The following is a 22,710-nucleotide window of genomic DNA, read 5'->3' on the forward strand; positions in this document are numbered from 1 at the left end:
TGTTTCCAAGAAAAATCAAATTGGAATATCATGAAGAACTTAATTGCCTTTAACGGACCAAAAAATGATGAAGAGGACGATGACCTCTTTTATGATGATGATCCTGAGCTGAACCATGATGAAGATGATGACCTCAGCCTGAATATAGACGATGACTATGAGGAGTGATCACATTCCGAGTTCTGCCTTCATAAGAAAGACATTATAAGGGTACCACATCGACATCAGGAAATAAAGTGATCTCCCGTTTGCCGAGGCCGGATGGATATAGGATCCGTATAAGCCCGGATAATCTGATGATCTGACCAGAATCCTGGCCTCACTCCAGGGGCCGGTCACCTGCTTTGCATCTCTGATCACCAAACCATGCCGGTGTTCATCGACGTATGTGATGACCCAACGCTTAAAAGCCGGCAGCCACATCATTGATAACTCTCCGGCAGGTGCCTCAATAATGGGTACGGCATTCGCTTCGCCTGCCCTTGTCCAGCCTGAATTGCCGCACCAGTATTCATAAGCATCCTGGTTCAGTATCTTCCCTTGTCTGAACCTTGCCAGGTATATTGCGCCTCCCCGTCCGGAGGCAGTTCCGGCCATATATACATATCCCTTTTTCTTCGCATACCCAACCTGTGCAAAATTACTTTTGCCGTCAAAACGGACTTCCGGCCGGGCTTTCCAGCTGATACCGCCGTCCGAGGATTCATACAGTGCGGAAAAATTTGCCTCCCAGCGCCCTGGCCGGCCCCATTTCCTGATATCCATATAATGGACATAATCCTTTCCCCCGGCATGTACAGCAGCTGTAGGAATTGCCGTATGACTGCCCGTGCCGTCAGTGATATGCGGGCTGTAAATTACCTGTCTGCTGATCAGTGTATCAAAGGTAATTCCGTCATCCAGGTAGTGGTCGGTAGATATACCCAGTACATTAGACCTCCAGTTGCCGGAATTTCCAGGGCCTCCCTCCTTCACCGGTTTAAAATCGGCACCATAGCTGTCGCCAAAAAAGTAACCGGTACGCCCTTTTCCCATATCCCAGGCAATACCAAGGTCTGTACCGCCGAGGTCATATTTAACATCGGTTTGATTTGGGTTTGGGAATAGCTCTCCGGGAAGTGTTTTCCCCGTTACCCTTGCGAGCCTTTTTACCGCACTTGATTTAAGCGGTGACAGTTCTTTGCGCTGGTCTTGCGCAGAAACTAGAAAACAGTTGCTCAGCAAGGATGCAGAACAACAGCACAACAACTTAAAACAACTCAAGTAATTCATTTTTATTCAAGGACTTAAATATCGATTTTTCCACCTTGACGAGGTCATCTGCCAATGTCGTTTTAAATCCCTGCATACCGACGATTTTATCCTCGATGGTATCGGGACAGATTAACCTGACTGCAATGACATGTTTTTGCTGTCCGATGCGGTAAGCCCGGTCTATTGCCTGGTTTTCCACGGCCGGGTTCCACCAGGGATCTACCAGGTAGACATAGTCCGCCTCTGTAAGATTGAGACCTGTGCCGCCAGCCTTAAGGCTGATCAGGAACACTCGGATAGCGGGATCTGTCTGAAAATCTGAAACTACCTTAGCCCGGTCACGGGTTTGTCCTGTCAGTGTGACATGTGCTATGTTGATCTTGCTCAGTTCATGACTAATGAGGTCAAGCATCGTCACAAACTGGGAAAAAACCAGTATCTTATGTTGACTGGCCTTGGCGGAAATCTCTTCCATCAAAACGTCCATTTTTGAGGAGGCTTTTCCATAATATTTCTCGCTGCCCAGCAATGCAGTGGAATTGCAGATCTGACGTAAACGGGTAATGCCTTTAAGTACATGCATGGTACTGGTTTTGAGCTCATCTTCAGTATGGTTCATCAGGAACTCCCGAATCTCGTTCCGGCAGCTGTCATAGACCTCACGCTGTCTTGGGCCCATCTCGCAATAAATGACCATCTCAGTCTTGTCCGGAAGCTCGGTTGCCACTTGCTGTTTGGTTCGCCTGAGGATAAAGGGATTGATCCGCTGCTGCAGTTCTCTCATGCGTTTACTGTCTTTGAACTGATCTATAGGGACGGAATATAATTGCTTAAATTGCTCCCTGCTGCCTAGTAACCCGGGACATGCAAAAGAAAGCTGGCCATAAAGATCGTAGGTATTGTTTTCTACCGGGGTTCCGGTAAGAATGATCCGGTTTCTTGCCTGCAGCATCCTTGCCGCCTTATAACGTTGCGACCCCGGGTTTTTAATGGCCTGGGATTCGTCAAGGACCACATAATTAAAGACAAAGCCCTTTAACTGCCTGATATCAGACAGTAAAGTGCCGTAGGTGGTAAGAATAAGTTCATAGGCACTAAAATCGGGCGTCTTTTCTCTTGCTGCTCCGTGAAAGACCATCAGCTTTAAATCGGGTGCAAATTTTAATACTTCCTGCTGCCAGTTGAATACCAATGATGCCGGAACAACCACCAGGTTTGCATTTTGTGAAGTTTTTTTACGCTGGTAAAGCAAAAATGCGAGTACCTGCAAGGTCTTACCCAGTCCCATATCATCGGCGAGACAGGCACCAAAATTAAGACGGTCCAAAAAAGCAAGCCAGTTCAATCCCTGTTGCTGATAGTGTCTGAGCTTCGCATGCAGCATTTCAGGCGGAGCTACATCGGGTATGGCTTCAAAAGAGGCCAGTCCGGACCGGTAAAAACTGATCCGTTCCCTGGTCTGCGCATCCATTTGTTCTTCGTCATAAAGTTCCTGTACTGCGCTGTAATTGATCAGCGAGGTGATCAGCCTTTCTTCAATCAGTTCGCCCGCACCAAAATAGCCTTCAAACTTTTCCAGCCACTCTGCGGGGATTATGCCCTGGGTGCCATCATCCAGTTGTACAAACTTACTTTTATTTCTAATTGATCTGTGTAAATGCTTCATCGAAGCAGTCTGGTTTCCAAACCTGACTTTTATGCCTGTTTCAAACCAGTCGATGCCACTGATGACACTGATATCGATCTCTGCTTTATATTGATTTATCTTATTATTGTTCAGCGTATTGAAACCTAATATGGCGATGCCCTTACTTCTCCATACAGAAAAAGCCTCAAGGAACCAGTCTTCTTCAAGAAACCGCTTCCGGTGAAGGTAAAAGCAATCTGCATGTTTCTGATCGGGGAATTCCGCTACCTGTTCCATAAAGTATGGATGTGTCCTGGCGATAGTGGTAATGAACTGGAGCTCGCGGTCCTCGTCCCGTTCCAGGCTAAAAAACTTACCGTTCTTGTCTTTGGTCCTGATCTGCTTTTTAGATATGACCGGAATCTCCAGGTTCCCATAGCGCATGACCGGGGTGATCAGTACAAAGTCTTCAGATGCTGATAAGTAAACCAGTTGTTCATTTTCGAGATCGAATCCCTGTTCTTTAATTTGCTTTGGGGTAGCTGGTCTGAGATAGGAATAGCTGATCCGTATTTTCTCTTCCACTTTCTGAAGTACATTTTCCCTGAAGGATTCATAGGCTTCCCGGCCGAGCACCAGGGTATCGGAATAATGCTTAAAAAAACCGATGATCTCCTGTACATAGGGGTTACCCACCAGATATAACTGATTTCCCAATTGGATAAAACATTGAAATTTGAGCCTGATATGTTCTAAACCGTATTGACGGCCGTCAAGGCTGATCTTTCCCGATATCTCAAAATGATCTCCGCGTTCATTGACCACAAGGCTGAGCTCTGGTTTTAATAAACTTAGCTGCGCCGGAACCAGCGAAGCGGCAGTAATACTGGAAGCCACTTTATCGTCATGCAGATAGACATCCAGTTTAAGCGGATTATTGGCGACCGCTTTCAATGCTTCAAGATCAGATGCCGATCGTTCTTCACTGTAATTGTTTCTGAACCTTGACACACCAGTATAAAATTTGATTTCAGCCTGATCTCCGGTCTTCCATACCTTATCTAAAGGATCTAAAATCCTGACCGGGTTCTTCGGTTTACCAGATCTGGTCAGTTCAACTGTTGCCAGTTCCAGTACCAGGTTTCTGTAAAAACGGTGCTGACTGATGATCAGCACCGTTCTGGCAGTATCGTCTGGCAGCTTACCCGTTATTTTACCGGCATCGCTGTCCAGCGTATGTTTAAGCCTGGAAAGGTCCAGTTGCACAGATGCCGTGCCTTCTTTATCCCCTGTCTGCTGCATATCGTGGGATAAAGCTACTCATTTTTTAAGGTTTTCTGAACTTACTTAGATAGGTATCAGAAGCACTGATTTCGGCTTTGTACAGACTGTCGATCGCGGCTATTTTCGCTTTTTCTTTTTTGAAGTATTGTACAGCTTCTTCATTTGACTTTCCGGTTACATCTGGTTCAAACTGGTGCATCCAGTCGTTCATAGTTTCCTCAGATTTTTGCAGGCGTTCACGCATTTCTGTGATGGTTCTTTTTTCACTGACTGTATCCAATCCGGGACGGCTTAGCGCTACGGAACTGAGGTCCCGCAGTAAAGTATCGAGCCTGAGCTGGTTTTTCAGGATTTTGCCGTGATCGGCCATGACCTCATCATGGTAGTTCATGATTTCGTCGCGGACTTGCTTGTAGCTTATTTGCTGCTGACAGGCAATGGCCAGCAGGCTGATCAGGACCAGAATTGTTGTCTTTTTCATTTTGCTATATTTTTCGTTTAGAATAGAGAATTACGCTCCCGTTCGCTCCTTCCCTGACCCATGCCATAAGCAGGTCATGGCCGTCAGCGACAACAACCGCGTGATGGTCCGGATGCTTTCCGTCGGTAATAGTTTGAGTTTTCATTTCCTTATCTGCGGATGACCAAAGGACGATGCGGGCATTTGCATGGTGATCATGTCCGGAAGTCATGGTGCTGTGGTTATGCGCCGCCATTTCTTCTTCTTCAGCAGGTTCTTCGTAGACCGCTGCCAGCTGGTTATCTCCAGACTGTGTCATCTGGGGGTGCTTACCCGATGCCGTGACCATAATCCGGCTTTTAAAGGAACCATCAGGCTTGCCACTGGTAAAATACAATCCAGGACCACCTCCTGCCGTAAACCAAAGAACATTTGCGAGCTCATTCGTGACCGCAAGTGCCGGACCGGTATGCGGACAGCCGTTCACTTCCCATTTGTCATCACTGATCGCTTTTGCCGGCGTGAAATGCCGGCCGTTATCCGGGGAGAATTGGTATACCATATCGCGTACCTGCTTACCGGGAAGCAGCGGAAAAGTCTGGATACTTCTGTAAGCAATATGCAGATTTCCCCTTTTATCGACCACCATAGCGGTCCGGCAGCATTCACAAGTGCCCTTCTGAAGGCAGGTATCTGGCATGAAACCTCCACCTTTTCCGGTCCGGGCATAAAATAAGGCCGAACCTTTAATGGACCTGGCAAAACGTCCGTCAAGCCATACGGCGGCCAGCTCACCATCTTGAAGCCGGGCAATGTCAAAAAAACTGCGGCTAAAGACATGGGATGTATCGGTATGGATATATTTTACCGGGGACCATGACCGGCCCTGGTTGCCGGAAATACTGTAGCAGATCGCTCCGGCATAGGGGTTCTTCTCCCCTGTGAACCGTTTTGCAAAAATAGCAATTACTGTTCCGTCTGACTTGAAGCCTACCTTCGCCATACTCTCGGCGGCTGTACTGCAACCAGCAGAACCTGGCACGGTGACTGCGGGGCCGAAGCTGTCCTGTGCTTTGTTGTAGACTGCATACTTTAAGCGGTTCAGTGAATCCTGTTCATCCTGTTCCGTCCAGCAAAGCACAATCTGCCCTTTATGGTCTTGTGTCAGATAAGGTGAAGTCGCTGTGTGACCGCCGGTTTCCAGTGTATGGATTTCAGGGATCCGGTCTTTTTTTGTACAGGCTGCCGCCAGCACAATCAGGGACAGCAAAAAAATTGAATTTCTCATAATTTTCAGAACAAATATTTAAGACTTAAACCACCATAACCGTTCCTGCCCGGGGATGGATTGAAGTAGGCCGGTTGTACGCCTCCCGATGCAGATGCGTTCAGTGATACAATGGAACTGTATTTTTCGCCGAAGATATTGTCCAGGCCGGCATAGGCATTTAATTCAAACCAGCGATTGACACGGGTTTTGTAGCCGATCTTACCATTTACTATACGATATGAACCATTGAATGCAGTATTGGAATCGTTCAAAGGCAAATGATCGCTGTAAAAATAATTACCAAAAGCATAAATACCCAGGCGGGTTTCCAGGTCCAGTCCTACATTGAGTACCCACGGGGCTACGCCGGTAAGGATATTGCCGTCATAGGTTTCCGATACCTGCCCTTGTGCGTCCAGCTTTTTATAGTCTCTGAACTTAAAATCAGAATAGGTAATGGCAGCAAAAGGACGCAGGATGCTGAGCAGCTCATGGTCTTCTTCGTTGAGTATCTGATAGGAAACAGAAAGTTCGGTCCCGTTATGCGAGGTTTTGCCTGCATTATTGTATACAGTGATCCCCTGCTGGATGGCCTGGGCGATCAGCTCGCCTTTCATGTTCATCTTAAAAATAGCCAGGTCATATTCCAGTCTTGATTTCAGCAGGTTACCCTTTGCATTGAGCTCATAATTAATCCCTTTTTCAGCCTGTAGCCTGGGGTTGACAGATCCATCCACATTTTTTATCTCTGAACCTGAGGGCGGTGAGAAACCCGAACTCATGCTGGCATGCAAGCTTAATGCATTGCTGAACTTATGACTGAGGGCAATACGCGGAGAAGCCTGAGGATCAAACTTTTTGATCCCACTCTGGTTTTGCTTCAGGTAATCTGTAATGTCGTACCGCAGACTATTATAACTCAGTCCCAGGACCAGGCTTGTATAAGCTCCTAATCGGGTTTCAGACTGGTAGAATAAGGAATGGAGCGTATTCCGGTAATCGATATTTGAATTGATTGCTCCTTCTTTGCCCTGGTTATTGACATATTGTGCGCCTTTTGTCCGCCCTTCATTGAACTCTCCACCCAGGGTGAAAACAGTGGACAGCCGTTTAAATCCCGGATCATAGTTAAAGCGGCTCCTACCGCCATAACTCTGGTAGAAATTGCGAATATAGGCATAAGGCAAGGGGTGATTGAGGTCGTAAAAATAGGTAAAAACACTGGTAATATTCTCCAGCTGACCGTTAAAATGATATTGCTGTCCGAGCCCTATCCTGGTCCAGTTCTGATAGCGCCCGGCTGCTTTATCCAGGTTCACCGGGTTTGCCTGTAAAGGATTTACAGCTACCTGTGCAGCAGTCAGGGACCCGGGGATCTCTGAATATTGTGTGGTCCTGTTCAGCAGTAAAGTAACCACTCTCCGGTCGCTTGGAAAAAGCTGAAAATTTCCGGTCAGGAAACGGCGCATGTCTTTGCTATGCGCGCGATAGCCGGCATATTCCTGCCAGCCATAAGCTACATAACTGTTCAGCTTATCGCCACCGCTCCTGTAGGTAGTTGCAATCCGGTGAAGTCCGTTTGCCCCGGCGATGCCTGAAACTTCCAGGCTTTGCTCCTGGTACGGTGACCGTTGCAGCTGAAAATTAATCACACCTCCTGTACCGGCACCATAGATGCTGGAAACAGGACCTTTGATCACCTCTGCCCTACCAATGCTGTTCACATCCAGGGCTTCGATACGTGTAGTTCCGTCGGCTTCGGTCACCGGTATCTCATTGATATATATCTTTAAGTTACGGATGCCAAAAGCAGAACGCACACCGTTACCCCGGATAGAAATGCGCGCCTCGGAAAGCGTACTTTGATCCATACGCACACCGGCAATGGCATTAAATGCGGGTTGAAATGATACAGCACTGCCTCTGCCAATATCTCTTGCGGTAACCAGCGTTATGGCCCCTGCGGTTTCCTGTATCGTTTTATTGGTATTGTAGGCCGAGACACGTACTTCATTTAACCTGACCGCATCGGCTTCAAGCTGAATATTGAGTTCAGCAATACCCTGTTCTATTTTTACTGTTTGAATAAGATATCCGGGGAGGATAACTTTTAATTGATTCGCTGACGGCCGCTCTTTAAGCATGAAGTTCCCTCTGGCATCAGACCGGGCGAGTTCGAGACCTCTGTCGTCTTGTATGGATGCATTACTTAAGGACTGGCGTGTTTGTAAGTCATATATCCGGCCGGTAAGTACCGGGTTCTGACCCATGGACTCCTGGGACAGGAATAACAGTGCGCCTAAAAAAAACAGGCAATTTCTATAAAATTCCATTAAAATTTAGTTAATCGTTAATACAATAGCCATTCCGGGGTAGCCAGAAAAATCTGGTCACAGGCAGTAGATCTACTGCCCTGACTTTCCGGAAATCAAATTAAGATCAGCTAAACTTGTTGAGGAGGATGAAAGATTGAATTTCTGATACTGCAGGGCATCCCGGTAGAAAAAGGGACATGAAGGTCAATTTCAGCAAAGGCATATTGCCTGAAAACGATCACATATCCTGTTATTGCATCCTGAACCTGTGATTTCTGGGACTGACGTTCCTGTTTTTGTTCCTTCTCCTGTGCCTGTTTCAGTTTTTTCATCAGGTAACATTTACCGTTGCAATGCAGTTCCGGTTTGTCCCTGTTTTCACATAGTTCCCTGACAATATAACGTTGATTGACCTCAAAACCCAGAAAGACCCAAAGCCCGGAGAAGTTTGCCAGCAGCATACTTAACAACAGTACTACAGAAATGGGTTTTAAAGGCATACCGGGTAAAGATACGACTTATTTAATGATACTCACTGGCTTTTTATACTCATCTATGGCTACAAATGAAAAGTCGCCTGTTACTGCTTTTTCCCGCTCTTCTGAGTACATTTGCTCTGTGTAGATCTCTACCCTTACCTTCATGCTGGTATTACCTACGTGGATTACTTTTGCGATCAGCTCTATGATTGTCCCGGCAGGGATTGGTTTTGTAAAGTCTATCCGGTCACTGCTTACGGTAACCATATGCTGTCTGCTGAAACGCGTAGCCGCAATAAAGGCCACTTCATCCATCAGGGCCATGGCAGTGCCCCCAAACAGTGTGTCGTAATGATTTGTGGTATTGGGAAATACAGCTTTAAAAACCCTGGTCTCGGAATTCTCTATTCTTTCTTCCAAAGTCATTCTTGCGCTGCTTTACGAAGTCTTCCCCATTTCAGATAAGTGGCTCCCCAGGAGAACCCGGCACCAAATGCAGTGAGGATAATTTTATCACCGTATTTGAAATCGTCCTTATAATCCCACATCACCAATGGAATGGTTGCCGATGTGGTATTTCCGTATCTGTCAATATTTATCTTGACCTGGTCACCAGAAAGACCCAGATAATCACCTACGGACTGGATGATACGCAGATTGGCCTGGTGTGGGATCAGATAATTGATTTGTGAGCTGAGCAGATCGTTGGCCTGCAGTACTTCATTACAGGTATCTGTCATTCCTTGTATCGCTGCCTTAAATACTACGCGCCCGTCCTGGCGTACATAATGTAATTGATCGTCCAGGGTCTGCTGGGAAGCGGGAAACCTGGAACCGCCTGCAGTAACGATGAGGTTTTCCTTTCCGGAGCCGTCAGTTCTGAAAAAGCTGTCCATAAGACCGACCGGTTCCTCTGTTTGTTCCAGCATGACCGCACCTGCACCATCTCCGAACAAAATACAGGTATTTCTGTCACTGTAATTCACAATAGAGCTGTTCTTGTCTGCCCCGATCACTACGACTTTCTTACAACGGCCGCTTTCGATCATGCTTGCTCCAAGAGTCAATGCATAAAGGAAGCCGCTGCATGCCGCGTTTGTGTCGATGCCCCAGGCCTTGGTCAGACCTGCCTTTTCGCACACGATGCTTCCTGTCGAAACCATCACATAATCTGGTGTGGAAGTTGAAACGATCACACAGTCTATCTCATGAGGAGTCACGCCTGCATCTGACATCAGACGCTTCAGGGCCCGTACAGCCAAATCGGAAGTAGCCACACCAGGATCATTCACAATCCTTCTTTCCTTTATCCCCGTTCTCGCGACAATCCATTCATTGTTGGTATCAACCATTTTTTCAAGGTCATGGTTGCTTAAAACGGTGTCAGGGACGTAACCGCCCACTGCCGTGATCACCGCATTCTTCCTTATTCTCATGTGTGTTCGTAATTCTGTAAAGAAGCAGACTTCCGTCTCTCCAAAATTTTCGCAAAGTTACAGCTTCTTTCACATTTTCTGCATGAAACTTTAAACCATATGTTTAATTAAAAGGTGTGGATTCAGGATTTATTATATTTTATTACGCACACATTACAGTATATTTCAAGAGTAGTGTACCTTTGCTGACTACGGACCGGTCGGGTATAAAACCCATACGACCGGGGGCGGGCTTCAACTGAGCATAGGCTAATATGCTGACATTAATATCAATAAATTAACAGATGAAATTTTTACAGGCGACCTTCGGAATCTTTATCTCCCTGATTTTTTTTACTGCATGTAAACAGCAGACCCGGTTACCCATTCTTGGACCGAGGGAGACCAGACAAGTTAAGGCGCCGGACGGCACAGTCAGTGTTGATACCATTTATAAAACAATCCCCTCTTTCAGTTTCCTGAACCAGGATAGCCTGCCGCTTACCAACGATACTTTTAAGGATAAAGTTTATATCGCTGATTTCTTTTTTACTTCCTGTTCTACGATTTGTCCTGTTATGCACAGAAATATGAAGAAGATTTTCGATGACTATAAGAACAATCCTGATATTATGTTCCTCTCGCATACGATCGATTTTAAATATGATACACCGTCCAAACTGAAAACATATGCGAAAAAGCTGGGTGTCGATGGGCCAAAGTGGCAGTTTGCCTATGGTGACAAGGCCGCTGTATACACCATTGCCGAAAAAGACTATCTGGTAGCGGTGATGGAAGACAGCTCTTCCCCGGAAAATTATGTACACCAGGGCTGGCTGGTACTTATTGATAAACACCGCAGGATACGTGGTTCCTACGATGGTACAGATGACAAGCAGGTCGCGCAGCTTATACAAGATATCCCTGTCCTGCTGGCTGAAAAATAGCTGATCTTCGACAGAACATGACTCTTCAAAATCGCATTATCCCTTTTGTTGTCCTGGCCATAGGTACCATTTGGTCTTGTCAGAATGCAGACCAGCTAAGACAGGATATGTATTATGTGAACGGAAGAGACCTGTATAAAAAACACTGCCAGAACTGTCATGGCATCAGCGGGGAAGGTCTGGAAAACCTGGTACCCCCGCTTACTGACACTGCCTTTCTGAAGACAAACAAGTACCGCCTGGCCTGCTTCATCAAATATGGAATCGAGGGTGATACGATCCGCGTCGCTGGACGCACCTATGATGGGAAAATGCCCGCAAACGAAAAGATAGCAAATATTGATATTGCTCAGCTCATCGTATACCTTACCAATAGTTTCGGGAACAGCCATGGTATGTATACGGCGGAACAGGTAGCAGTAGATCTGGAAGGTTGTAATAAAGGCAGATAATTTTTCCGGTTCAGGCTGTTAATCATTAACTTGGTATGGACATCAACGTCGCACACCAATGAACAAAAACCAAATATTAAATGCTGTAATGGCTGTTTTGTGCTTTTGCGCCATTACATCAGCGGGTAAGGCCGCAGGTACAAAAAAAGTCTTCTGTTTTTATTACAACTGGTATCAGACCCCGGCTTTTGATGGCAGGGATGAACATTGGTCGCACTGGATCAACGGAAAGGATCATGGATTTCCGGGTGGAGACAATATTGGTTCTGACTATTTCCCCTCGCTTGGTAATTACAGCACTAAAGATCCCGCTATAGTTGCCAGGCACATGAAAATGATCGCCGGCGCAGGCATCGATGCTATTTTCCTCACTTACTGGGGTAAAGATCATTTCACCGCCGGGAGCATTCCGGTTATCTTTGAAGCGGCCGGGAAAGCGGGTGTAAAAGTTGGTTTCCACATTGAGCCATACGGCGGCCGTGATCCGGCTTCGGTAAAAGCAGATATCAAATACATTATCGATACCTGGGGAAAACATCCTGCTTTCTATCGTTCTGACACCGGGAAGCCGCTTTTTTTCATTTATGATTCTTACCTCAGCAAGGCAAATGAATGGGCTGAAGTGCTTCAGTCCAAAGGCAGCAATACCATACGTGACACACCCTATGACGGAGAGTTTATTGGTCTTTGGGTAAAAAGTAATGAGCAGGACTTCTTCCTTAATTCTGGTTTTGACGGATTTTACACCTATTTCGTTTCAAAGGTATTTGTATATGGCTCTGATCCGAAAAACTGGCCGGAAATGCAGGAATGGGCACTCAGGAACGGGAAACAGTTTATTCCCTGTGTGGGGCCAGGTTATATTGACGAACGTATCCGTCCTGAAAACAGCGTCAATACGCAGGACAGGAAAAATGGCAAATATTACGACGATTACTGGAAGCGGGCCATTGCGGTAAAGCCACAGACTATTGCCATTACCTCGTTCAACGAATGGCATGAAGGGACCCAGATCGAACCGGCAAAACCGTTTAAGACGAATGGCTTCACTTATCTTGATTACAGGCCCCTGAAGGAAGATTTTTACCTGGTCAGAACCAGGTATTGGTCTGACCAGTTTTTGAAAAGATAAACTACCTGGTAGTAACGAGTATTTCACCACCATTTCTGAACAGGTCATGCGAAACAAAAAGGCCTTTGTTTTCGGTACCGTTCACTTTTACGCTGGTAATCACTCTGCCCTTGCCTGGCTTTTTGATGAGTAGTGTCTTGCCGGTACTGGTCTTCCACCTGATCTCATCAAACAAGGGGGCCGTAACCAGATATTCAGGATCTGTTGCTGAAAATGTATATAATCCCAGAGCGCTCAATACATACCAGGCAGACATTTCTCCGGCATCGTCCATACCTGATAAGGTCAGTCCGTCATGCATACCGTAAAGGTCGTTCATGATGTGGTCCAGTATTTTCTGCGTTTTCTCGGGCTTGCCGATAAACATATAAGCAAAGGGCGCCTCGTGGTCAGGCTGGTTGCCCTGGCAATACTGCCCGATCATCGTCTCGACATTCCTGGCAATATATTTCGGGTTCCAGGGAAGGGTAAAAAGTGAATCCAGTTTTGATTCAAACCCCTTTGCCCCACCATACAATTCGATCAGCCCAGGCATATCATGTGGCGCGAAAAAAGATACCTGCCAGGCGTTGGCTTCCCGGTACATATATTCATAATATGGATATTCAGGATTGAAATTCTTTATCCATTCACCATTTTCCAGACGCCCTCTCATAAACCTGGTCGACGGATCGAACATATGTTTATAATTTTTTGATCTGGTCATAAGCTTTCTGTAGTTGGCCGTATCACCAAGCTTTTTGGCAATTTGCGCAACAGAATAATCATCATATGAATATTCAAGTGTTTTAGAAACACCCGCCTTTGCCTTCGTTTCTACATGTGGTTTTGCAATATCAGGATCAGAAATGAAGCCTTTGTCCATATATTCCTGCAGGTAAGGACGGGCTCGTCCCGGTACGTTGGCATTTTTAAGCAAGAGTTCATAGGTACCACGGATGTCGAAATTATCGATTCCCCTTAAATAGGCACCTGCGATTGAAGAGGCTCCGTGATCACCATGGAAAAAAGTAGGGATGGAACCAGTCTTATCACCGACGTCTTTCATTGACTTAATCACATCCAGAGTGATACCAGGCGTCATCAATCCCAGCAACACGTCTTTATTCCGGTAAGTGTCCCATAATGATGGCTCCGTATAATAGTTAAAATCCGATTTGACAATCTCCCGCTTGGCGTCCCGGTATTGACCGTTCACATCGCTGCGCAGTGCGGGCCATAATAAAGAACGGTAAAGACAAGAGTAAAGCATTACTTTTTGCTTTTCGGTGCCGCCTTTTACCTGTATCGCCGAAAGTAAGGACTCCCAGGTCCGGCTTGCTTCGGTTCGTACTTGTTCAAAAGTCTTATTACCCAGTTCTTTCTCCAGATTTTCCTTAGCGTTTTCCTGGCTTACGAAAGACAATCCGATCTTAAGTTCAACCGGTCCCTTATTTCCATCTGCCAGGTGAATCACTGCATATCCACTGCGTTCACCTTCATCTTTCTTATATAGTTCCCTGATTTCGGTATTAAGTTTTACATAGAAGTAAACGTTCTCGCCGCCCTGAAAACCTTTTAATTCCTTACTGTTGACCTGCTCGATGTTCCAGCCCCTCACCCCGCTCAGCGCCTTGGCCAGGTCAAAAAGTATCTGCCTGTCGCCGGCATCTTTAAATTCATATTTATGGTAACCTGTCCTTAGTGTGGAGGTCAGGCTTACATTAATTCCATAATCAGACAAGGAAACCTGGTAAAAACCTGGTTCTGCATGTTCCTGCTTATGCGAAAAACGTGAACCGAATTTCGCTCCGGGTTTGGTCATGGGCAAGATGGGAATGTTGCCTAAATTCCAGTGCCCTTTATTGGTGTGGGTAAAACTTACGATTACAGAATCCTCATATTCGTATCCCGCACCGGCTGGCTGATATTTTGTCATCGGACTTAACTGTACCATTGCATTTGGCACAGAACTGCCGGGAAAAGTAAGTCCGGACCAGGCACGCCAGCCTTCAGGCAGTTTATAACCAAGTATCTTGGGATCTGTCAAAGCTGAAGTGCCAATAAAAGGGTTTACATATCCTGTAACTTTTTTTTGGCTTTGTGCCTTGCCACCGCCAGAAATCAGCAGCAAAAGCACAGTAATGTTCAATACGTTCTTTTTCCAGGTTTTAAAGTTCATTGTGTGGTTTGTTGTGTTCTTTCAAATATAGCACTTTCAGCTTCATTTTTGTATCTTTGCCAGCAAATACAAGCCGTTCTACCGCTGTCCGTATTTACGGAGGGAGGAAAGTCCGGGCAACACAGGGCATCCCGCTTCCTAACGGGAAGAGGTTGGGGAATGAACACCCGAACTATGGAAAGTGCAACAGAAAACACACCGCCGATGGCCTTTTAAGGTACAGGTAAGGTTGAAAACGTGAGGTAAGCGCTCACGACCGTTCCGGGTGACCGGAAAGGATTGTAAACCCCGGGAGTTGAAAGACCAAATAGGCTGACGTATGTAGGGCTGCCCGTCCGATGTCAGTGGGTAGGTCGTTCGAGGTAAATGGCAACATTTATCCTGGATTAATGGTAGAATTTAACAGAACCCGGCTTACAGGCTTGTATTTTTTAATTTTAACGGATTCTGAGAAAAACAATATATTAGTGCAGGACAACTAAAAAACTTTAACACACCAAATGGCAAAACTCTTAATAATTGATGATGAGCGGGCAATAAGGAGCACATTGCGTGAAATTTTAGAATATGAGAATTATGAAGTAGAAGATATTGACAATGGTGTAGACGGTCTGGAACTAATCAAAAAAAAGAAATACGACCTTGTACTTTGCGATATAAAAATGAGCAAAATGGATGGCATGGAAGTGTTGGAGCAAGCGCTCGCCTATAGCCCTGACCTGCCCTTCATTATGATTTCTGGTCATGGTACTGTAGAAACTGCCATTGAAGCCAGTAAGAAGGGCGCATTTGATTTTATTTCCAAACCACCAGACCTCAACAGGCTCCTGATCACCGTCAGGAACGCACTTGACCGGGGCACACTCGTTACTGAAACAAAGGTTCTTAAAAGAAAGGCTAGTAAGACAAGGGATATACTCGGTAGTTCAGAGAACATCAACAGAATTAAGGAAACTATCGAGCGTGTGGCGCCTACAGATGCGCGTGTCTTGATTACAGGCGCCAACGGCAGTGGAAAAGAGCTTGTGGCCCGCTGGCTGCACGAAAAATCTAACCGCTCTGAAAGCCCTCTGATTGAAGTTAACTGCGCTGCCATCCCATCTGAACTGATTGAAAGTGAACTTTTCGGACATGAAAAGGGCTCATTCACTTCAGCAGTAAAACAACGGATCGGAAAATTTGAGCTGGCCAATGGAGGCACGCTTTTTCTGGATGAGATCGGTGACATGAGCCTTTCTGCCCAGGCAAAGGTTCTCCGTGCGCTACAGGAACATAAAATTACCAGAGTTGGCGGAGAGAAGGAACTTGAAGTCAATGTGAGAGTCCTTGCGGCAACCAATAAAGATCTGTTGAAAGAAATTGAAGAAGGCAATTTCAGAATGGACCTCTATCACCGTCTTAATGTGATCAATATCCATGTACCTCCCCTGAATGAACGTACGGAAGATATTCCTGAAATTGCCCAGAGCTTTCTGGAAGACATTTGCCGTGAGTATGGAATGCCGGTTAAGAAGATAAGCGAAGCAGCCATGTTATCGCTCCAGGCACTCCCATGGACAGGAAACGTCCGGGAGCTGCATAATATGATTGAACGGCTGATCATACTCAGCGACAAAACAATTACTGAGCATGACGTAATTGCCTTTGCAAATCCTGCCGGCAGCGCGTCGGCAGGGACATCGGGCACCCACAATCATATGGCTCCTGCAAATAACAATAGTAGTGCTGTTAATGGCATTAACTATGAGAAATTCAGCAATTTCCAGGATTACAAAGATTATGCGGAAAAAGAGTTTATTAAATTCAAACTCGAAAAAAACAACTGGAATGTGTCCAAAACGGCGGATGACATTGATATCCAGAGAAGTCATCTGTACAGCAAAATTGAAAAGTTCGGATTAAAGAGGACCGCAGAATAGCGGTCCTCTTTTATGCCAGATAGTCAGCCTGGCGCTTTAGCAATGCACGGTATTTATTAAATATAGCTGTCTTAGATACAAAACCGACGAAGTTATGCGTACTGTTCAGTACCGGCAGCATCCAGACATTTTCCTTTTCCATCTGTTGTAATACCTTATCCATCCCTTCGTCAACCGTTACCGCTGCCGGTGCGGGTACCCAAAGGTCCTTCACTTCCACTTCGGTACTATTCTTTACCGTGTGACTCAGCACGTCTTCCATATTTAGAATTCCCAGGAAAGCTCCGTCAGCGGACAGAACCGGAAAAATATTTCTTTTTGAACCTAATATAGCACCCATTTTTACACTCAACCGATCATTCTCGTACAATACCAGATGATCTCGTTCCACAAGGTATTTTAGTTTCATCATGTTGAGCACGGTGGTATCCTTGTCCTCGTGGGAAAGCAACTCACCTTTTTCAGCAAGTCGCTTGGTGTAGATCGAATACTTATTGATACTCCGGTTAATCAGATATGAAATTGCGGAGGCTATCATTAATGGAACCATCAGCACATAACCTCCTGTAATTTCTGCTATAAGGAAAATACCTGTTAGCGGGGCATGCATGATCGCACTCAGGGAAGCAGCCATACCTGCCACAATGAAATTAGCTACATTGAGATGGGCAATACCTAGTACATTAGCAGTATAAGCTAACAAAAAGCCCATCAAACCGCCTACGATAAGGCTGGGAGCAAAAATACCTCCATTGCCACCTGCACCAAGAGTGACCAAAGTAGCCACTGACTTTGCAAAAATGGTAATCACGGTAAACAGTATAACAACCCAGGATATATTACTATAATCCGAGAAAATACTATTATTTACCAACGCAGTATAATTACCAGCTAACAGGCTTTTAATCGTAACGTAACCCTCCCCATATAAGGCAGGAAACAAGAACACCAATAAACCAAGTATCATTCCCCCGGCCATTACCTTTTTATAGGGATGCCTGAGTCTGTAAAACGATGTTTTAACAAAGTAATTCGCCTTGGTAAAGTAAAGCGAGAACAAACCGATAAGCACGGCAAGTACTACATAGTAACCTATTGCGTTTATCTTCCAGCCTTCAGTTACCAAAAAAAATAATTGTTCATTGAAAAAGAAACGGGCGACCACCGCTGCCGTAGCTGAAGCCAGCAGCAAAGGAATAAATGCCGGTATGGTAAACTCGGGAAGCAGAATTTCAACTGCAAACACGATGCCTGCTATAGGACTGTTAAAAGCTGCCGATATACCTGCAGCCGCACCGCAGGCCAGCAATAATGTCGTTTCCCTGTAGGAAAGTCCAAAAAAACGTCCGACGATTGACCCGATACCTGATCCGCTCGTAACGATGGGAGCTTCAAGACCGGTAGAACCTCCGAAACCGACTGTAAGAGCCGCGGTAATGATCTGCGAATAGATATTATGTGATTCTACTTTACTTGATTTACGGGAAATAGTGTATAGCAAGGGGGTCAGCCCCGTTTCAAATTTACCTTTTACTATAAATTTCCGGACATACATCACAGACAACAAAATACCAATAAAGGGAAAAAAGAAGAAGAGATAGTATTTGTACTCCCAATGAAAGCCGGTTTGCAGAAAATCTTCGATGTGGTGGGTTATGGCTTTTAATAAAGACGCTGCCAGCCCGGCAAAGACTCCTACCAGTAAGGCAGCGATTACCAGAAAATTACGATTCGAAATCTTGGTCTTACGATAATAATTGAGCGTATTTAGATGTTTAACCAGCTTTATATACATCATTTTTTATTAAACAAAGCCAGCAGTAAACCCTGCCGCTAGCTATCAAACTTATCCAACAACTTGATTAAAGTTGCAAAATCCTTGGGGTAAGGGGCATCAATGAAGATATCCTGCCCATCCAGACCTTTAAAGGTTACCTGTTTTGCATGCAACGCAAAACGTTTCATCACAGGCTGCTCCTCCTCATCTTTAGAAAGCCTGTAGCCTTTTTTTATCTGTGATAAATAAACTGTTTTGCCTTTATATAGATGATCACCGACAATGGCGGCACGCTGCGTTGCCAGGTGTATCCTGATCTGGTGCATCCGCCCTGTAACAGGCCTGCATTCTACCAAAGTGTAATGGCGATAATATCTGATTGTATTAAAATAGGTCTCCGCACGTTTACCTTCTCTGCGGTCTATTGTTACATTACGATTTCCATCGTTAAGGATAGGCAGATCAACCAGGAGATCCCTGAATGTATACTGCCCGTCTACAACAGCATGATATACCTTATTTACACGACGTTTTTCAAATTGTATGGAAATGTGCCGGTAGGCTTCGGGGTTTTTGGCAATGACCAATGCACCGGATGTTTCTTTATCAAGACGATGTGCTACCTGTGCGTCTTCGGTATACTGCCGGGCTATCCTGAGAATGTTCAATTCTCCCGATCCTCCGCGTTCATCAAGAGAAGCAACAAAAGGCGGCTTATTCACTACGATGTAATCATCGTCTTCAAAAAGGATAAGGTCTTTAAAACTCGGATACTTCAATGCTACAATTCGTGTAAGGCACAAAAGTACAAATAAAATAGGGACGCCCCAGGATTAATGTGAATTAAACCAGTTCGAACTTGTAACCTACACCTTTAACTGTAGACACATAGGACTCGCCCAATTTTTCACGAAGCTTCCGGATATGAACGTCAATTGTACGGTTAGTAACCACTACTGAATCCTCCCAAATGTTTTTCAATATTGATTCCCGTGTATATACCTTTCCCGGTTTTGACGCCAGCAGATAAAGCAATTCAAATTCCTTCTTGGCCAGTACTACTTTCTTTCCATTCTGATAGACCAGATAAGCTTCACGGTCAATAACGAGGTCGCCAATCTCCACCTTATTTTCAGAAACCTCATCAGGACTGGAGTTTCTTCTTAATATCGCGTTAATACGACTTACAAGCGCCCTTGGTTTTATAGGCTTGGCGATGTAGTCATCTGCGCCTACATTAAACCCGGCAATCTCAGAATATTCCTCACTCCTGGCGGTAAGAAATACCATAAACGTGTTCTTGAATTCAGGTATCGCCCTCATTAACCTGCAAGCCTCAATGCCATCCATCTTTGGCATCATAATATCCAGAATAATCAGATCGGGATTAACTTTCTTTGCAACTGCTATGCCTTCCTGTCCGTTATTGGCTAAAAAGACCTGATAGCCTTCTTTCTTAAGATTGTATTCGATCAGTTCCAGGATATCCGGTTCATCGTCAACAATCAGTATTTTTTGCTTTGCGGTGCTCATAGCTTTAAATATTTGTTACGAAAATAGGCGATCAGTTATAAGATAGCATTATTCTAATGTTAATAAATTGTTAACTATACACAAAATATTAACATCAGCTTAGATTTATCATAAAGTTTTGCTCAGGAAAGCTTCGAGTTCCGCACCTCTCAGGTTTTTAGCTATGATCTTTCCCTGGGGATCGATCAGGAACGAACTCGGGATCGCTTCGATCTGGTATTTTCTCGCTACGTCGCTATCGAAATCTTTCAATTCGCCTCCATGGTTCCAGGTGAGGCCATCATCTGCAATTGCCTTTCTCCAGGCATTGGCATCTTTGTCGAGAGAAATGCCCAGTATTGTGAAATTTTTATCCTTAAAAGCCCGGTAAGCTTTGACCACATTCGGGTTCTCTTGTCTGCAAGGCATACACCAGGAGGCCCAGAAATCGATCAGTAAATACTTACCCTTAAATTCTGACAGACTGACCTGACCTCCATCCAGACCAGGAATTGTGAAGTCGGGTGCGGTCTGACCAACCTGTACTGTCTTTAGCGCAGACATTTTTTTAATAAAATCGGCCACAGCTGCGTTTCCAGGAAAATTACCTTTTATCTTATCCGCATAATCAACCATATCTTGTTCATGTTCCTGTGGATTAAGCATATTTATCGCATAAAATCCAGAAAGCGACTGTGTATTTTCCTTCGCAAATTTCAATACTGCGTCATTCAGGCCAAGCATTTCCTGGTTATACCTGGGGGCCATCTGGCTCATTATTGCGTCGCGGTGATCAGGTTGTTTGGCAACCGCTTCGTCAAACTCTGCCTGTATTTTTCCCATCCTGGCCAGGAAGGCATTCTTTGTTGCGTTAAGTTCCTGCAACTTGTCAGCTTCTTTGGCTCCGGAAACGCTATATCCAAGGTTCTTGTCTGTGAGATCCGCAATTAATTTTATATCATCACCATTTTCTGCAATGACCATATATTCATTGTTTCCTGTACTGACTCTAAAGAAATCTACGCCGGGAGTACTATGTGTAAATTTGAATTCACCTTTTTCTGAAAACACAGTAGAATCCAGTGGTTCCACACGATTGGCATCCAAACCATACAGGTAGACTTTGCTCTTCGGAGTTGCATTCTTAAACGCTCCACTGATTACGAATTTACTTTTATCCTTACAGGATGTGAATGCAAAAACAATGATTACCAGTAAATAAGCTATTTTTCTCATATAATATCTCTATTTCAATTTATCCTGTACCAATTCATTTACTTTTTGCGGATTTGCCTTACCTTTAGCCATCTTCATTACTTCACCAACAAAAAGTCCCAGCACTCCCTTTTTACCCTTTTTATAAGCCTGTACCTGTTGCTGGTATTTATTCAGTACCTCGTCAACAAAACCAAGCAATTCATCCCCGTTATCTATTGTCAGCATGTTTTGCTCGGCTGCAAGATTCTGTACATCAATATTTGAACCCTTTCCCTGTTTCATTATCAGAGGGAGCAATTGCTGGAATGCGATCTGAGGATTAATCTGCTTATCATCTACCAGGTTGATCACATCGGACAACTGGCCAGGTGATACATCGAATTCCGCAATGCAAATGCCTTTTTCATTAAGTATCGCCCTGATATTCCCGGTTAGCCAATTGGCTAAAGTGCGCGGGTTATTTACCGTTTTTAATGCTTCGTAAAAAAAAGACAATAAATCATGATCCTCGGCGATTAAAGTCGCATCCCCTATATTGATCTCGTAATCATGTATAAGTTGTTTACTCACTTCCCGCGGTAAGGCCGGCATTGCAAATTTCAATTGTGCAAGCCATTCGTCAGAAATATGAACCGGTGCCAGGTCCGGATCAGGAAAGTAACGATAGTCATTGGCTTCCTCTTTACTCCGCATTGGCGACGTAGTACCTGCCTCTGCGTCAAAATTCAGCGTACTCTGTATAATCTTTCCACCACCTTCCAATACCTTAATTTGTCTGCCGAACTCAAAATCTATTGCCCTGCGCACATTGCGTATCGAGTTCAGGTTCTTTACTTCACAACGGGTGCCGAATTCCTGGGCACCCTTAAGCCGCACAGAAATATTTGCATCACAGCGTAGACTGCCTTCTTCCATATTACCGTCACCCACATCAAGGAAACGCACCAGCTTCCTGATTTCAGTTAGTAAGGCCGAGGCCTCCTCAGAGCTGCGGATATCCGGCTCTGTAACAATTTCAATCAATGGTACACCGGCCCGGTTGAGGTCAACATAGGAAAACCGGTCATCCTGATCATGGAGACTTTTCCCGGCATCTTCTTCTAAATGTATGCGGTTTATACCTATTCGCTTTTCTTCGCCGCTGGTGAGTACAACGTCTATATAGCCATTCTCACAAATGGGCTGATTGTCCTGGGTAATCTGGTAACCTTTGGGGAGGTCCGCATAAAAATAATTCTTGCGGTCAAAAAAATTCACCTGATTGATGCTGCAGTTTAATGCAAGGCCCATGCGTGCCGCCTTTGCCACCACTTCTTTGTTTAGTTTTGGCAGGGCGCCTGGTAAACCAAGGGACACGGCTGAGATGTGCTCATTTGCATCTGCTCCGAAAGCAGCGCTGTCAGCAGAAAATATCTTTGTCCTGGTGTTCAGCTGAACATGTATTTCCAAGCCGGATACCAGCTCATATTTATCCATCATGTTACTTTA

At 45.0% G+C, this 22,710-nt stretch carries 19 protein-coding genes and 1 other RNA gene; 6 read left to right on the forward strand and 14 right to left on the reverse strand.

Annotation, left to right across the window (positions count from 1 at the left end; genetic code table 11):
- The first annotated feature begins 30 nt into the window (after nucleotides 1-30).
- Entirely contained in the window at nucleotides 31-168 is a 138-nt protein-coding gene (locus tag P2W84_RS11030; protein ID WP_276090193.1) for a hypothetical protein, read from the forward strand.
- Here the strand turns inward: P2W84_RS11030 and P2W84_RS11035 are convergent, their stop codons facing one another.
- The 8 genes from P2W84_RS11035 to P2W84_RS11070 form a co-directional block, all read right to left on the reverse strand.
- On the reverse strand, nucleotides 169-1,263 hold the full coding sequence (locus P2W84_RS11035; protein WP_276090194.1) for a DUF4185 domain-containing protein: 1,095 nt from the start codon (nucleotides 1,261-1,263) through the stop codon (nucleotides 169-171).
- Nucleotides 1,250-4,183, reverse strand: a complete 2,934-nt coding sequence (locus tag P2W84_RS11040) for a DEAD/DEAH box helicase (RefSeq protein ID WP_276090195.1) — start codon at nucleotides 4,181-4,183, stop codon at nucleotides 1,250-1,252. Before P2W84_RS11040 ends, P2W84_RS11035 begins: the two co-directional genes overlap by 14 nt.
- 25 nt (nucleotides 4,184-4,208) lie before the next feature.
- Entirely contained in the window at nucleotides 4,209-4,646 is a 438-nt protein-coding gene (locus P2W84_RS11045; protein WP_276090196.1) for a hypothetical protein, read from the reverse strand.
- 4 nt (nucleotides 4,647-4,650) lie between these two features.
- Nucleotides 4,651-5,913, reverse strand: a complete 1,263-nt coding sequence (locus P2W84_RS11050) for a hypothetical protein (protein ID WP_276090197.1) — start codon at nucleotides 5,911-5,913, stop codon at nucleotides 4,651-4,653.
- A 5-nt stretch (nucleotides 5,914-5,918) separates the two neighbouring features.
- Entirely contained in the window at nucleotides 5,919-8,228 is a 2,310-nt protein-coding gene (locus P2W84_RS11055; protein WP_276090198.1) for a TonB-dependent receptor, read from the reverse strand.
- Between the two features lie 110 nt (nucleotides 8,229-8,338).
- A complete protein-coding gene (locus P2W84_RS11060; protein WP_276090199.1) occupies nucleotides 8,339-8,710 on the reverse strand; it encodes a hypothetical protein in 372 nt (123 codons plus the stop codon).
- A gap of 18 nt (nucleotides 8,711-8,728) precedes the next feature.
- The gene (locus P2W84_RS11065) at nucleotides 8,729-9,115 is read right to left on the reverse strand and encodes an acyl-CoA thioesterase (protein ID WP_276090200.1); all 387 of its coding nucleotides are present in this window, start codon (nucleotides 9,113-9,115) and stop codon (nucleotides 8,729-8,731) included.
- Nucleotides 9,112-10,125, reverse strand: a complete 1,014-nt coding sequence (locus tag P2W84_RS11070) for a beta-ketoacyl-ACP synthase III (RefSeq protein WP_276090201.1) — start codon at nucleotides 10,123-10,125, stop codon at nucleotides 9,112-9,114. The genes P2W84_RS11065 and P2W84_RS11070 overlap by 4 nt, the downstream gene beginning before the upstream one ends.
- Nucleotides 10,126-10,409: 284 nt before the next feature.
- Between P2W84_RS11070 and P2W84_RS11075 the strand changes: the two genes are divergently transcribed.
- The 3 genes from P2W84_RS11075 to P2W84_RS11085 all read left to right on the forward strand — a co-directional run bounded on the left by P2W84_RS11075 (nucleotide 10,410) and on the right by P2W84_RS11085 (nucleotide 12,635).
- A complete protein-coding gene (locus P2W84_RS11075) occupies nucleotides 10,410-11,051 on the forward strand; it encodes an SCO family protein (RefSeq protein WP_276090202.1) in 642 nt (213 codons plus the stop codon).
- 17 nt (nucleotides 11,052-11,068) lie between these two features.
- Entirely contained in the window at nucleotides 11,069-11,503 is a 435-nt protein-coding gene (locus P2W84_RS11080) for a cytochrome c (protein WP_276090203.1), read from the forward strand.
- An 88-nt stretch (nucleotides 11,504-11,591) separates the two neighbouring features.
- Nucleotides 11,592-12,635: a glycoside hydrolase family 99 protein gene (locus P2W84_RS11085; RefSeq protein ID WP_276090204.1), complete on the forward strand. Its 1,044-nt coding sequence runs from the start codon at nucleotides 11,592-11,594 to the stop codon at nucleotides 12,633-12,635.
- Nucleotide 12,636: 1 nt separating this feature from the next.
- Here the strand turns inward: P2W84_RS11085 and P2W84_RS11090 are convergent, their stop codons facing one another.
- Nucleotides 12,637-14,796 carry a GH92 family glycosyl hydrolase gene (locus P2W84_RS11090; RefSeq protein WP_276090205.1) on the reverse strand — a complete coding sequence of 720 codons (2,160 nt, stop codon included), beginning with the start codon at nucleotides 14,794-14,796 and terminating at the stop codon, nucleotides 12,637-12,639.
- 65 nt (nucleotides 14,797-14,861) lie between these two features.
- On the opposite strand from P2W84_RS11090, the gene rnpB reads away from it, so the two are divergent.
- Both rnpB and P2W84_RS11100 read left to right on the forward strand, forming a co-directional pair.
- Nucleotides 14,862-15,229, forward strand: an RNA gene (gene rnpB, locus P2W84_RS11095) — RNase P RNA component class A.
- A gap of 67 nt (nucleotides 15,230-15,296) precedes the next feature.
- Nucleotides 15,297-16,715, forward strand: a complete 1,419-nt coding sequence (locus P2W84_RS11100; protein WP_276090206.1) for a sigma-54 dependent transcriptional regulator — start codon at nucleotides 15,297-15,299, stop codon at nucleotides 16,713-16,715.
- Nucleotides 16,716-16,725: 10 nt separating this feature from the next.
- Here P2W84_RS11100 and P2W84_RS11105 read toward each other — a convergent pair whose 3' ends face one another.
- The 5 genes from P2W84_RS11105 to gatB form a co-directional block, all read right to left on the reverse strand.
- Nucleotides 16,726-18,513 (reverse strand): chloride channel protein, encoded by a 1,788-nt coding sequence (locus P2W84_RS11105; protein WP_276090207.1) that lies wholly within the window; start codon nucleotides 18,511-18,513, stop codon nucleotides 16,726-16,728.
- A gap of 35 nt (nucleotides 18,514-18,548) precedes the next feature.
- Nucleotides 18,549-19,271, reverse strand: coding sequence for a pseudouridine synthase (locus P2W84_RS11110; RefSeq protein ID WP_276090208.1), 723 nt, complete (start codon nucleotides 19,269-19,271; stop codon nucleotides 18,549-18,551).
- Nucleotides 19,272-19,335: 64 nt separating this feature from the next.
- Nucleotides 19,336-20,025: a response regulator transcription factor gene (locus P2W84_RS11115; RefSeq protein WP_276090209.1), complete on the reverse strand. Its 690-nt coding sequence runs from the start codon at nucleotides 20,023-20,025 to the stop codon at nucleotides 19,336-19,338.
- Nucleotides 20,026-20,133: 108 nt separating this feature from the next.
- On the reverse strand, nucleotides 20,134-21,240 hold the full coding sequence (locus tag P2W84_RS11120) for a TlpA disulfide reductase family protein (protein WP_276090210.1): 1,107 nt from the start codon (nucleotides 21,238-21,240) through the stop codon (nucleotides 20,134-20,136).
- 9 nt (nucleotides 21,241-21,249) lie between these two features.
- Nucleotides 21,250-22,701, reverse strand: coding sequence for an Asp-tRNA(Asn)/Glu-tRNA(Gln) amidotransferase subunit GatB (gene gatB / locus P2W84_RS11125; RefSeq protein WP_276090211.1), 1,452 nt, complete (start codon nucleotides 22,699-22,701; stop codon nucleotides 21,250-21,252).
- Nucleotides 22,702-22,710: the final 9 nt, after the last annotated feature.

This window comes from Pedobacter sp. JY14-1 (genome assembly GCF_029269825.1).
Lineage (GTDB): Bacteria > Bacteroidota > Bacteroidia > Sphingobacteriales > Sphingobacteriaceae > Pedobacter.